At 44.1% G+C, this 14,019-nt stretch carries 10 protein-coding genes; 3 read left to right on the forward strand and 7 right to left on the reverse strand.

From position 1 onward, the window contains the following. Positions 1–119: 119 nt before the first annotated feature. From KDJ85_RS00445 to ttrS, 5 genes are all read right to left on the reverse strand, one after another. Complete coding sequence (locus KDJ85_RS00445; RefSeq protein WP_225817947.1) at positions 120–1,649, reverse strand: peptide MFS transporter; 1,530 nt, start codon at positions 1,647–1,649, stop codon at positions 120–122. A gap of 383 nt (positions 1,650–2,032) precedes the next feature. Continuing rightward, positions 2,033–3,259: a multidrug efflux MFS transporter MdtG gene (gene mdtG / locus KDJ85_RS00450; RefSeq protein WP_225817948.1), complete on the reverse strand. Its 1,227-nt coding sequence runs from the start codon at positions 3,257–3,259 to the stop codon at positions 2,033–2,035. Between the two features lie 357 nt (positions 3,260–3,616). Next, positions 3,617–4,561: a Kdo(2)-lipid IV(A) acyltransferase gene (locus KDJ85_RS00455; RefSeq protein WP_225817949.1), complete on the reverse strand. Its 945-nt coding sequence runs from the start codon at positions 4,559–4,561 to the stop codon at positions 3,617–3,619. A gap of 74 nt (positions 4,562–4,635) precedes the next feature. After that, positions 4,636–5,232 carry a tetrathionate respiration response regulator TtrR gene (gene ttrR / locus KDJ85_RS00460; RefSeq protein WP_225817951.1) on the reverse strand — a complete coding sequence of 199 codons (597 nt, stop codon included), beginning with the start codon at positions 5,230–5,232 and terminating at the stop codon, positions 4,636–4,638. A gap of 115 nt (positions 5,233–5,347) precedes the next feature. Continuing rightward, the gene (gene ttrS, locus KDJ85_RS00465) at positions 5,348–7,105 is read right to left on the reverse strand and encodes a tetrathionate respiration histidine kinase TtrS (RefSeq protein WP_263974607.1); all 1,758 of its coding nucleotides are present in this window, start codon (positions 7,103–7,105) and stop codon (positions 5,348–5,350) included. 254 nt (positions 7,106–7,359) lie between these two features. Between ttrS and ttrB the strand changes: the two genes are divergently transcribed. The 3 genes from ttrB to ttrA are packed head-to-tail and all read left to right on the forward strand — an operon-like array spanning position 7,360 to position 12,192. Continuing rightward, the gene (gene ttrB, locus KDJ85_RS00470; protein ID WP_225817953.1) at positions 7,360–8,097 is read left to right on the forward strand and encodes a tetrathionate reductase subunit TtrB; all 738 of its coding nucleotides are present in this window, start codon (positions 7,360–7,362) and stop codon (positions 8,095–8,097) included. Then, positions 8,079–9,125 (forward strand): tetrathionate reductase subunit TtrC, encoded by a 1,047-nt coding sequence (ttrC, locus tag KDJ85_RS00475; protein WP_225817955.1) that lies wholly within the window; start codon positions 8,079–8,081, stop codon positions 9,123–9,125. Before ttrB ends, ttrC begins: the two co-directional genes overlap by 19 nt. Further along, the gene (ttrA, locus tag KDJ85_RS00480) at positions 9,118–12,192 is read left to right on the forward strand and encodes a tetrathionate reductase subunit TtrA (protein ID WP_225817956.1); all 3,075 of its coding nucleotides are present in this window, start codon (positions 9,118–9,120) and stop codon (positions 12,190–12,192) included. The genes ttrC and ttrA overlap by 8 nt, the downstream gene beginning before the upstream one ends. A gap of 158 nt (positions 12,193–12,350) precedes the next feature. On the opposite strand, the gene KDJ85_RS00485 is transcribed toward ttrA, so the two are convergent. Then, positions 12,351–13,358 (reverse strand): nickel/cobalt transporter, encoded by a 1,008-nt coding sequence (locus KDJ85_RS00485; protein ID WP_225817958.1) that lies wholly within the window; start codon positions 13,356–13,358, stop codon positions 12,351–12,353. Continuing rightward, positions 13,349–13,981, reverse strand: a complete 633-nt coding sequence (locus KDJ85_RS00490) for a DUF1007 family protein (protein ID WP_225817960.1) — start codon at positions 13,979–13,981, stop codon at positions 13,349–13,351. Before KDJ85_RS00490 ends, KDJ85_RS00485 begins: the two co-directional genes overlap by 10 nt. Positions 13,982–14,019 lie beyond the last annotated feature (38 nt).

Below are 14,019 nucleotides of genomic sequence, written 5' to 3' on the forward strand. Positions count from 1 at the left end.
AGATAAGACCGTGAGTATAATCTGATTAGAAAAAAATAATAAGCTAAGTCATTGACGGGGAGAAAAGAAAACTGCCCAACAACGGTATGTCATTGAGCAGTTCAAGTTAATGAAGATAACTACGCTTTGGCTTCGTTTTTATCCGCATTTTTAAGCATCTTTCTGACTGGAATAATCAGTGCGGCCAATACGACGGCACAGATAACCAACGCGATAGATACGTGGGAGAACAATTCAGGCATGGAATCAAGTTGGTCTTTACGGATGTTACCGCCCATAATACCTGCCGCTAAGTTACCTAATGCGCTGGCACAGAACCACAATCCCATAACCTGACCACGCATTTTTTGTGGCGCTAACAAGGTCATTGTTGCTAAACCAATTGGGCTTAGGCACAGTTCACCTAAAGTCAGTAATAAGATACTACCCACTAACCAGAACGGTGAAACGCCACTTTGTGTTGCTAATACTTGGTTTGCTGCAACCATCATGATAGCGAAACCGCCAGCGGCAAATAAAATACCGATAACAAATTTCGTCATACTGCTTGGGTTCATATTGCGTTTAGCAAGGGATGGCCAGAACCAGCTAAATACGGGCGCTAACAAAATAATGAACAGAGCATTAATGGATTGGAACCAAATGGTTGGGATTTCAAAGCTCCCCATTTGGCGATCGGTATAGTCACGAGCGAAAATGTTAAATGACGTCGGTTTTTGCTCGAAGGCTGACCAGAAGAACGCGGCTGCAATCAGTAAAATCAAACAGGCCAATAAACGTGCGCGTTCACTGCTATTTAAACCTGCAAAGAAGAACATAAACAGGAAGTAGATGCCCACACAGGTTGAAATCACGTAAGCAGAGTTTCTCGCAATTATTGATGCGTTGAATGGGATTGTGCCGTTATCGATTAAGATAACCAATATCGCGAGCAATGCCATCGCAAAAGTGACCCATTTACCAACATTTTTACGTTGAACTGTCGGGCGGTTCCAGGTGGAATCTAAGCCGACTTCTTTGTCATAACGACGCATTTGCGGAATAGCATAGAAGCGGAAGATTAACAGCGCCACCAACATCCCTAAACCACCGAGACCAAAGCCTAAATGCCAACCGTATTTTTCATGCAATGGGCCAATGATTAATGGTGCAATAAATGACCCCATATTGATGCCCATATAAAACAGGGAGAAACCGCCATCACGGCGCGTATCTTCTTTCTTATACAGGGTACCTACCATCACGGTGATACAGGTTTTAAACAGCCCCGTTCCGAGTACGATCAGCAATAGACCAACAAAGAAGAAGGTATTCGTTAAGAATGCAGACATTGCGATGGATAAGTGACCAAATGCAATGATCAATGAGCCATACCAAACCGCTCTGCGTTGGCCTAACCAGTTATCAGCTAACCAGCCGCCTGGTAACGAAGTGATGTAAACACCACCCGCAAAGATACCAACGATAGCTGAAGCTTGTTCAATTGGCAGCTCCATGCCGCCTTGTAAGAGTGCCGCACTCATAAACAGAATAAGTAACGGGCGAACGCCGTAGAAAGAGAACCTTTCCCACATTTCGGTAAGGAAAAGTGAACTCAGCGGGTATGGATGCCCGAAAAAAGTTTTTGTTTTAGTCGCAGAATTATTCATCTGTGAACTCCCATAAATCATCTCTTGAGAGGTTGTGCATGATATAAAACACCAGGCCGAGCGCCTGAGTGTCGATTATTATTTGATATGTTAACTTTCAGTTCGGAAACATATTTTTAACATACATTATTATAGAATCGCCTATAAACAGAATGAATTTATTGTAAAAGACGAGGTTTTAAGGTGAAAAGTCGATATAACTCTCATTTTTCACGATAAGGTAGGGGAAGATACAGGATTTTTATTGACAATAAAAGAAAGAATTTTGAATCGATTAAGTTGTTATTAAACAGTTAGTTGATCATGTAAAGTATTATTTTTTCGTTAAGAAAACAATAAAGCTTATAAAACATCAGGTTTTTGGTTAAAAACTATCTGGCTAATTATTGCTCAGTTGGTGAGGCGCGTAGGCCATCTGATTGGCGTCGAATAATGAGCCAAGAATAGATAAGATTAAAAAGGACTAAAGCAGCTGTGAAGAAAAAGACGGCTCTGAAACCATAGGTTGCTGCAACAAACGACCCCATCAGCGGCCCCGTCACATTACCCACATCCCGCAAAGCTTGGTTATAGCTGAAAATACGGCCAGTCACTTGGTGAGAAATATTATAAATAATTAGCGTCTGAACCGCTGGCAGTAAGGCGGCATTAAGTGCCCCTAATAAAAAACGTAGGAAACCTAACTCCCAATAGCTACTGACAAGCCCCATCGGGAATAGCACAAAAATTGAGGTACCTAAAACGGCCAATAGGACTTTTTCAGGGCCAATTCGATCACTTAATTTACCTAGCATTGGAGCGCTGATTAACGCGGCGACGCCAGGAATAGATGCAATCACTCCACTAACAAATGCTAGGTTTTCAAGGGAGTCTGACAGTTCTCGAACATAAAGGGTAATGACAGGGTTAATGGAACCCATTGCAGCCTGAATAATCATGGTGGTGAAAAATAGGCTGATGACCAAGTTTTTATTCCGTAGGGAGGCAAAAACCTGTTTACTGGTTAAGGCATCTTTGCGCGAAACAGGGGTGAAACGTTCGCGAACATAAAAAAGGGTGACGAAAAAACAGATAAATAGAACGGTTGCTGTGATAAAAAAGACGGGGCGTAAACCATACTGGTCAGCAAGGAACCCACCAATTAATGGGCCAATGAGCGCACCACTCACAGCCCCTGTGGCCAAAACACCCATTGCCCAGCCACTTTTTTTCACTGGAATTTGTGTGGCGATTAGCGCATTGGCATTGGGCACAAAGCCACCAAGCAGGCCGAGCAAGGCTCTGAGCGCCAATAATTGCCAGATATTTTGTGCAAAGCCAATTAATACCATCACAATCGCCATGCCAAGCGCAGAGCGCAGCAGCATTAATTTACGGCCTTTACGGTCAGATAGCCGCCCCCAGAAAGGTGCAGCAATGGCGGAAAACAGAAAAGTAATACTGAAAACGGCGCCAGTCCATAAATTCAACGAAGCGTGGTCTTTGACACCGAGCTCTTCAATATAAAGGGGAAGAAAAGGCATGATCAAGCTAAAGGCGGCGCCTGTTAAGAAGCAGCCGAACCAGACGACGTATAAGTTTCTTTTCCAATACTCTGTTTTTCCTGTCATATTTCCCGTCATATTCAGCACTACAGCGTTGTTGGCTTCATTTCGCTACCCGAGTCACATACTGGTGTATGCTCCTCGGAATATCTTCATTTGCCGCCTAGCTGTAGCACTGACTATTTAGGGAAAATGGAGCAGGAATATGTTTTTTTCCTGTCATATTCAGCGCTACAGCGTTGTTGGCTTCATTTCGCTACCCGAGTCACATACTGGTGTATGCTCCTCAGGATATCTTCATTTGCCGCCTAGCTGTAGCACTGACTATTTAGGGAAAAATAGTCTTAGAAACATGAACTTTAAGAAGATTACTCTTAGAATACTCGCTTTGCTTTGTTCAGTTCTTTAAGTTACAGCTAAACACTAATGATGGATTTTATCCAACTCCCCATATAACGAAGGTTCCCCTTCTGGGCGCGTTTTAAAACGGCGATGTAGCCACATATATTGTTCGGGCGCACGTAAAATCTCTTTTTCGATGACTTGGTTCATCATCGTTGCGGTTGCTACATTGTCTTCTACAGGGAAATTATCCACTGCAGGTTGAATGAGAAGCTCATATCCTTTGCCATTGGGTAAACGTCGTGGGACAAAAGGGACAACCAGCGGATCGGCTAAGCGAAGTAATATTTGTGAGCCATTAGTGGTTGCTGCCTTTTCAACTGCAAACAATGGTGCGAAGGTACTATTGCGTGGGCCATAATCGTGATCAGGGGCATACCAGAGAATTTCCCCGTCCTTCAGAGCACGTACCATTCCTTTGACATCTTTACGGTCGAGCATGTATTTATTTGAACGTAAACGCCCACGGGTTTGTAGCCAGTCAATCAGTTTATTATCATTAGCACGGTATACCCCAATACCTGGGTTTAGCATACCAAAAGCACGCCCGCCGATTTCTAAGGTGAGAAAATGTACGCCAAGCACGATAATCCCGCGGCCAGTCTCTTGGGCAGATAACATATTTTCACGGCCTTCGACCTTAACCCAACGTTTAATGCGCCAATCAGGCCAAAACCATGCCATACCTGTTTCAAATAACCCCATACCGACAGATTCGAAATTTTTATCAATATAGTGTTGCCTATCTTGCATACTCATCTCTGGAAAACACAGTTGCAGATTACGATCGGCAATTTGTACGCGTTTTTTTAGAAAGCGTTTGGATAATAACCCTAGGCGAGTCCCCATCCAATAAATAACAGGGTAAGGCAGTAAAATAAGAAGATAAAGTACGGTAACACCTAACCACGTTAACCAATAGCGAGGATGAAGTAGGTGTTTTTGAAAAGTAGGCGTTGGTATCATTAGTATCCGATTGCTTTTAGTCTGTAATGGTTAATTTTTATTAATTAGGCTTCATTGAATTTAATTATATCAAATTATTCTTTTAATAAGTTCACTGACTGCATGGTACTCATTAATTCAGCGATGTTTCTCACCGCCATTTTTTCCATCACGCGAGAACGATGTACTTCAACAGTACGTACTGAAACACAGGTAGCTTCAGCAATTTCACGGTTAATTAAACCTTGGAGCACATAGCGACAGATTTCTTTTTCACGGGGTGTTAACATTTCATAGCGTTGTTTAATTAGATAATTTTCGGTGGATTGCGTGGTTTTCCGTTGAGCTTGCTCAAGTATTTTTGCCAGTTGTTGGCTATCAATCGGTTTTTGTAGGAAATCCACGGCACCAAGTTTGACTTGCTCAACAGCCATCGGGATATCCCCATGCCCAGATAGAAAAATCACAGCTAATGTACTGTGTTGATCGCGCAGATATTGGTGGACTTGCCGACCATCTAACTTTGGCATACGCATATCAAGCAAAACCACCCCTTCTTGGTGAAGGGCAGCATGTTGAATAAATTGTTCACTATCATTCCAGACGGTAACAGTGTAGCCCAGCGTTTCAAGTAAAAACTGGCAGGCGTCGGTCACATCGGTGTCATCATCCACTAGATGGATAACTGGCATAAATACATACCTCGTCGTGTAGAGGGTGACTATTAAAATAGATGCTAGTCAGCTCAATAAAGCCATTGTCACATATAATTAATCTGAATGTTATCAATTGCGTGGCATACTGTGCTTAGTGGTGCAAATTATCGGGATAATTAAAAATTAATGTGACTCGCAAGCCGTTTAATCCATCATCACTCAGGTTATTTTCAATACGGATATCCCCACCTTGACTTTGAATCAAACGTTGGCAAATCACTAAGCCAAGCCCTAAGCCTTCTTTTTTGGTGGTTGCGAATGGGGTTATCCCCTGTTCAAGTTGGTCTAAAGGCATACCCCCTGCGTCATCTTGCAAGACCAGTAAAAAACGGTTTTGGGCAAAATGAAAACCAAAGTGTAATATATTGGCTCCTGCTTGCAGGCTGTTGCTGACTAAGTTGGACAATAATTGCTCTAATAGTGTCTCTGGTAGTACCAACGACACGTCTTGGGTGTCTGGTAGTAATAATTTAGCGTTAGGGTAATGTTGGTCAACGCGTAAAAGTTGCCAAATATGGTTAATGGCTTGTTTAACGGATTGTTGACTTAAAATTAGTGCTGGGTCTTGCCCTGGCTTGCCCGCCCAAAGACGTAAATTGCGGATGATATCCGCACCACGTTGGGCTTGGTCGTCAATCTTTGTTAAGGCATTAATTAAAGGATGCTTTTCCGACTCTTTATTCAGCCGCAAAATACATCCTTGTGCATAATGCCGAATAGCCGATAACGGTTGATTGAGTTCATGAGCAAATCCTGAAGCCATTTCCCCTAAAATATTCAACCGTTGAGCTTTTTGTAAATCAGCCTCTTGCTGGCGCAGTCGGTTATGCGCCACTTCTAATTGACGACTTCGGCGGCGAACTAAAAATGCAATCCATACGTGGTTCACTCCAAGAAGGACAAAAAATAGGGCAACAAAGCCAAGGGTAATTTGGTTTTGAATTGTCCAACTGACAATATCTTGCCAAATTTGCCGCTGCTGTGGATGTTGGTTCACATCCCGTAAAAGGGTTTCCACTTGGGTAACGGAGGCGGGGGCTCCCCAGCGCATGGTGCTTTTGTCTGTTGAAAGTAAGGTTTTAGTGACCTTGTCGACAAGGTTATCTGGTACTTCGCTTAGGGCCGCAAATGACCAATTGGGATAAAGTTCTGTGCTGGTTAGGCAAGACAGAGAACTCGGATGTTGAATAAGCGGCCGAAATTGGGTTTTATCAATCAGCCCTTCGCTGTGCATATTTTCCAGTAAGCACACAGGCACAATTGCGGCTGACAGCGAGTTATCACGCAACGCATACAACAAAGCATCTGCGGGGAAGCCTAAAAATTGCATCTGGAAATCTTTCTCAGCGTCATAGCCTAAATCCCGCAGCACTTTATAACCTAATAGGTACCCACCAAATGCATTAGGGGAAATTGCCCCCACTTTTTTACCAATCAAATTTTGAGGCTCAGTAATATCACTGTTATTGCGCACCAATATTAGGCTGCCAATCACGTTACGGGTGGTGCTATTAGGTTCGACATCAGAACGCAAAGAAAGCAGCCACCGCAGGTGATAGCGGCTATCGAGCTGAATAAATTGTGCAGGGTTGGTCAGTAAAAAATCAATTTTTTGGTTGGAAATGGCTTCGCGCATTTCATCGAGATTTAAGGGTTGGAGAGTGAAGCGTTCTCCTGGAATTGAATCATTTAACGTATCGACTAAAGGTTGCCAGTGAGATTGTGTGGAACTGGGGCCACGCAAAGCCAAAACGCCGATTGTCCATTGCGCAGAAATCGCAGGGAATGACCATGTTAAAAACATGGTTAATAGTATGTGATACAACAATATAGGCGATTTTTTTAACATATTTGGGTTATTCGTTGCGTTAGATCAATTTAGCTTCGGGTATGTGGTAAACCACAATAGGGCGCTGGCTCCTCTCTTCCTACAATGGCACTACAAGCTTTACCAAGATAACACACCAGTTTTAAAGAGAAATAAGAATTTCTGCGGTTATCTTAACTGGACTGAATCGATTGTCAATAATGCTTGTAAAACAAATAACATATTGATTAATAACTTTTATTTTCGCATTAGCAATGTCAATACTGGAGCCAATTATGGATCTGAGTAAACGAAAATTTCTACAACAAATTGGGGCAGTGACGGCGGGTGCGTCGTTAATTCCAATCTCGGAGGCTGGCCTAAACTTATCTCCAACGCGTCATGAAGGCAATCCTGAAAAACGTTATGGGATGTTAATTGACTTACGTCGTTGTATTGGCTGCCAATCTTGCACTGTAAGTTGCTCGGTTGAAAATCAAACACCACAAGGCCAATTTAGAACTACCGTTAACCAATATCAAGTGGCGGTTAAAGGTGAGGAAGGCTTTACCAACGTACTTCTGCCACGTTTATGTAACCACTGTGATTCACCTCCTTGTGTTCCTGTATGCCCTGTTCAAGCCACTTTCCAACGGGAAGACGGCATTGTTGTGGTTGATAATGAACGTTGCGTCGGCTGTGCTTATTGTGTACAGGCTTGCCCGTATGATGCCCGCTTTATTAATCATTCCACACAAACTGCAGATAAATGCACTTTCTGTGCACATCGTTTAGATGTGGGTTTATTACCTGCATGCGTTGAATCTTGTGTGGGCGGTGCGCGTATTATTGGTGACTTAAAAGACCCGAACAGCACCATTCGTAAAATGCTGACTGAATATGAAGCGGAAATTAAAGTGCTCAAACCCGAAAGTGGCACATTACCACAAGTTTTCTATATCGGTTTGGATAATGCATTTGTAGAGCCGCTACAAGGCAAAGGGCAACCCGCATTATGGCAGGAGGTGTTCTGATGGACGGTCAAGTGACATATATTTCTGAAATTATGGCTCAGCCACAAGAATTTTTCTGGCTACCGTGGGCAGTGCAATACTTCTTCTTTATCGGAATCGCTTCTTGCGCTGTGTTGTATGCTTGTTATTTGCATTGGCAAAATAAACGCGAAAATGGCCGATTAGAGATGATTGCGGTGTTTATCGCTATCACCATGGGGATCACCGCGCCACTCGCGTTAACGGCAGACTTGCACCAAACCGCACGGGTTTGGCATTTCTACGCACATCCGACACTATGGTCTTGGATGTGGTGGGGCTCGGTTTTATTACCATTATTCACCACATTCATTGGTTTATATTTTGTTGCCCTGATCGTGAAAATGATTTGGAAAAAAGAGTTTAAAGCGACCCGTTGGGTGGCATTGCTAGCGGCGTTATCTGCAATGGGCTTATTGCTGTACACTGGTCGCGAAGCGTCAATCTTAAATGCACGTCCAATCTGGTATAGCTGGTGGATACCAGTATTAATGTTCCTAAGTGCGTTACAAGTTCTGCCTGCATTGATTGGTTTAGGTGCTCGCAAAGAGCCGCAATACCAAAACCGTTTAGCGCGTTTCCAAGTGATTACCCTGCTGTTATTTGCTGTGTGTTTCGCTCTGTGGTTATCAGGGGATACCATATCAGGGATCGCTGTACGCCAACAGTTGGATACTGCAAGTGCAGGTTGGTGGATGCTGATGGGGGTTTGTGCGCTGTGGTTAATCACATTTGTGATGTCAGTGAGCAATGTAAAAGCTATCCGTTCAGTCCCTTACATTACCGTTTTAGCCTTAGTTTCGATGGCTTTTGCTTGGACACTACGTTGGATTTTCCTGATGGAAGTTCAAGCGGTTCCAAAATATAACATTATCGCGAATCCCTACCACTTCCCACTGGGGACTGACGGCCTGATGGCTATTGTAGGCACATTTGGTCTGTGGATTGCGTTAACAATTATTGTTCGTGAAGGTGTTCGCTGGTTTGCAAGGAGAGTGCAACATGGCTAAATTCTCAAGACGTCAATGGCTTAAAGGTGGTTTGGTTGTCGGTGGTATTGCGTTATTTGGTGCAAGCTACCGAGATGTGGCCAAACGTGCAGTCGATGGTTTGGTTAATGGCACCTCTGGTAAAGTCACGTTAGACCGCCTCAATGGCAACTCATTACGCCCAGAAGGCCAAGCACTGAAAGGCTGGCAGGAAAACCCAGAACAAGTGGTGGCGATGACCCAATGCTTTGGTTGCTGGACTCAGTGTGGTATCCGTGCTCGTGTCGATACAGCGAAAAATGAAGTATTGCGTATTGCTGGGAACCCGTACCACCCGTTATCTCACGAAGAGCATTTCCCTTATGGTATGCCGCTAAAAACTGCGTTCAACAAAATGAGTGGTGAGTCAGGCTTAGAACACCGTTCAACTGCGTGTGCCCGTGGTGCGACCTTAATGGAAGGCCTAACCAGCCCACTGCGTATTTTAGAACCGATGAAACGTGTGGGTAAACGTGGTGAAGGTAAATGGGAGCGCATTAGCTTTGAACAACTGATTAAAGAAGTGGTTGAAGGCGGTGATTTATTCGGTGAAGGCCATGTGGATGGGTTAAGAGCTATTCGTGACCTTGAAACACCATTAGACCCATCACAGCCTAAATTAGGTCCGAAAGCAAACCAATTGTTAGTGACTAACGCAGGGGACGATGGCCGTGATGGTTTTATCCGTCGCTTTGCACAAAATGGCTTTGGTAGCAAAAACTTCGGTGCGCACGGCTCTTACTGTGGCCTCGCTTACCGCGCAGGTTCAGGGGCGTTGATGGATGATTTGGACAAAAACGCCCATGTCAAACCCGATTGGGATAACGTGCGTTTTGCCTTATTCCTCGGAACGTCCCCTGCACAATCGGGGAACCCGTTCAAACGTCAAGGCCGCCAGTTAGCGACGGCACGTTTACGTGATTCCTTTAATTATGTGGTTGTTTCTCCTGCATTGCCACTGACGACAACATTAGCTAATGACCATGGTCACTGGGTACCTGTGCAACCAGGTACTGATGCGGCGTTAGTGATGGGGATGATCCGCTGGATCATCGAAAACGAGCGTTATAATGCAAAATACCTTAGCGTACCAAGCGAAAAATCAATGGAAGGCATGGGGGAAAAAAGCTGGACCAACTCCACCCATTTGGTTATCACTGATGACGCGCATCCATTAGCAGGCAAATTATTAATTTCCTCTTATCTTACGGGGGAAGGGGATGATGAAAAAGCCTATTTGGTTCAGGACGCTTCTGGTGAGTTGAAATTAGCAGATGACGTCCCTGCCGCGGAACTTTTTGTGACCCGCAAAGTGACATTGCACGATGGCAGTGAAGTCACAGTTAAATCAAGCTTCCAATGCCTAAAAGAAGCCGCAAATCGCATGACACTTGAAGAATATAGCGAGCGCTGCCATGTGCCAGTGAAAACCATTGAATCACTGGGCAAAGCCTTAACATCTTACGATAGAAAAGCGGCGGTCATTTCCCATGGCGGTATGATGGGGGGCAACGGCTTCTATACAGCATGGTCAGTCATAATGCTTAACGCCTTGATTGGTAATTTAAACCTGAAAGGCGGAGTGTCAGTTGGTGGCGGTAAGTTTAACGGGGAGAACGATGGCCCACGTTACAACATGGCGAGCTACAAAGGCAAAGTGAAGCCAAAAGGTGTTGTGTTATCGCGCAGTAATGAAGTCTATGAAAAATCAGATGAATTTAAAGCAAGATTAGCTGCAGGTGAAAAACCATACCCTGCAAAAGCCCCTTGGTATCCGTTTGCGAAAGGCCAATTAACGGAGCAACTGGCGTCTGCGTTGATGGGGTATCCGTATGCGCTTAAAGCGTGGATCACCAATATGACTAACCCAGTATATGGCATTGCGGGTATTCGTCAGGTTATGGAAGAAAAACTCAAAGATCCAAAACATCTTCCATTAATTATTGGTATTGATGCCTTTATGAATGAAACCACTGCGCTGGCAGACTACATTGTGCCAGATACCCATAACTTTGAAAGTTGGGGCTTCAGTGCGCCGTGGTCAGGTGTTCAGGTTAAGGCGAGTACCGCGCGTTGGCCAATTGTTGAGTCGCGTACAGCGAAAACCGCGGATGGCCAGCCAATTTCAATGGAAAGCTTCTGCATTGCAGTAGCAAAAGAGCTGAAATTACCTGGCTTTGGGGACAACGTGATTGCGGACATGGATGGCAACATGCATTCACTTAATACCGCAGAGGATTACTACCTACGCGTGGCTGCTAATATGGCTTGGTTAGGGGAAAAACCCGTACCAGAAGCTGCAACAGAAGACATCCAAATCAGTGGGGTTGAGCGTATTTTACCTGCGATCACTCGCACACTGAAACCAGAAGAAGTACGCCGTGTGGCTTACATCTTCACGCGCGGTGGCCGTTTTGCACCGTATGAAAAAGCATGGGATGGCGATGCAACAGGGCCACAATGGAAAAAAGGGTTGCAGATTTGGAACCCAACTGTTGGGACTAACCGCCATGCAATTACGGGTGAACGTTACAGTGGCTGTCCAACCTACTATCCACCACGTATGGCGAATGGTGATGACGTTAATAAAGTGTTCCCAGAAAAAGAGTGGCCACTGAAACTGATGTCATTTAAATCACATGTAATGAGCAGTTCAACAACGGTGATTGAACGCTTACGCCATGTTAAGCCGACTAACCTTGTGGCTATTCATCCTGATGATGCTGCGAAAATGGGGGTAAAACACGGTGATTGGATCCGCATCACCACGCCAGGTGGAAATGCAGAAGCTCAAGTCAGCGTATTGGATGGTGTAATGCCAGGAGTGCTAGCGATAGAGCATGGTTATGGGCACACTGAAATGGGCGCTAAACAGCACTATTTAGATGGTGAACCCATGCCGATGAATGCGGCTAATGGTTCAGGTATTAACTTAAACGACCTCGGGTTTGCTGACCCAACGCGTGAAGTGGCGAATACTTGGCTTGATTGGGTATCGGGTGCTTCTGTTCGCCAAGGTTTACCAGCGAAAATTGAGTTAATCAGCTAGCTAGGTTTTAACGTAGTAGTAAAAGTTGCTAGCTTGCGGGGTTCTGCATAGCGTTGCAGGCCAGCAACTTTGTTTTGAGCAGTTGACATTGCGCATCTACAGTGTGTTTATCGCACTGTGACTTCGGCAAGTGCCAGGGAGGGGGAGCCCTCCCTTTTTTAATGCAATAATGGCGAGGTTGTGTGTTCCATTGCACCGCTTTGATACAATAAAATGCCCATCAAGACAAACAGCACTCCAGCGATGATTTTGAGTGAAATTACCCAATATGGTGAGAGTTGAACACCTTTTAGACGTGAAACGCGCAATGCATTATCTCGCATAAGATGAACAAACACCGCAATCAAACAGATGGTTAATGCTGTGCCGACAGCCATCATTAGCGCAGCAATCATTCCCCACACATAGGCATCAATCACATACGAAAAAAGCAGTACCAAAATGGCGCCTGAGCATGGGCGGATCCCCATTGAAAGAATAATCAGTAGCTTACTTTTGAACCCTGCTTGTAGCTGATCAGATTGAACAACATGTTGATGCCCACACGCGCAGCTAGACGACTCAGCTTGCACTTTGTGATAAATAATTTTTGATTGGGATTGATTCAGTGGTTGTTTGCTTCGTAATGTTAAAGCGGCTAATTTTTTTGGTTTGCTGATTTGCCAAAAACGGCGAATCGCACTGACACAAAGAAATACGCCTAGCAAGATCACAAAAACGTAGCTGATTTGCTCTGCATAAGCACTGGCTTGGTTCAGGTGTTTAGTGGAGAGCTGGAATAAAATGAGTACAAAAGAAACCAGTAAAATGGCGACTAACCCCTGTAATAGGGATGCGAATAAGCTAATTACGACACTTTGTTTTAAATGAGTGGCTTGTGTGGCGATATAGGTGGTGATGATTAATTTACCGTGTCCTGGCCCAAGCGCGTGTAAAAAACCATAAGCAAAGCTGGCAATGACCAATAATCCCCCAGCATAAAATGGGCGAGTTGCTGTTTCTTGAAGTAGGTAAGATAGCCCTTGGTTTAATTGTTTTTGCCAAACAATACTCAGTTGTAACCATGAGCTCCAATGGATGTAAACCTGCAAGGCGCAATACGCTATAAGCACTAATAAGATAACTGCACCGAGCCACTTTTGGTTACGCAACGCAATTAAGGGCATTGGATATCCACCTGTTGTGCAAATTGCTTACCAAGTGCTAAGTCTTCATCTGGTGTATCATTTTTGTCTAATGAAAAGGCATAGGCACGCATGGAGTCAGTAATATCGGCTTCTTTTAATGCCAACTTGCAGGTCGCGGCAAGCTCCATAGGTAATGTAATTTGCTGCGGGTTTTGGTAGGTCATACTGACATAAAATGAAGGGTCGTAGGTTTGGAGAGTCACATGGGAGTTTTTAATTGGTAGCGGCTGCATAAATGACGCAGTGAAGTAAAACACGAGAGAAAAACCGTCTTTTCCCAGATGATAGTTATCGGGTATGCGCTTAAAACTGACTTTTTTCCCTTGATAATAGAAATCAGTGAAATAATCCTGAATTAATACATTCGCCATCACAATGGCTTCTTGTTGCTTCCAGCGTGGATCATCCTTTTTTACCCCTTTGAGTTCATACAGAATATCTGCAGAGGTCATCGGGTCCATCTTCCAAACATAATTTATCCCCGAATAGTTATCTTGTTTGGTTTCAAGGGTCATTTTCATTTCAATAAAACTGTGAGGATGAGCCGCTACCTGCGGTGCGACAAGAGATAACATAATAAAAAAGAGAGGGAATAATCGCATTATTTCTACTATTTAAAGGTGGTAAATTAATAATGTTA

Origin of the sequence: Providencia vermicola, assembly GCF_020381325.1 — a bacterium.
Lineage (GTDB): Bacteria > Pseudomonadota > Gammaproteobacteria > Enterobacterales > Enterobacteriaceae > Providencia > Providencia vermicola.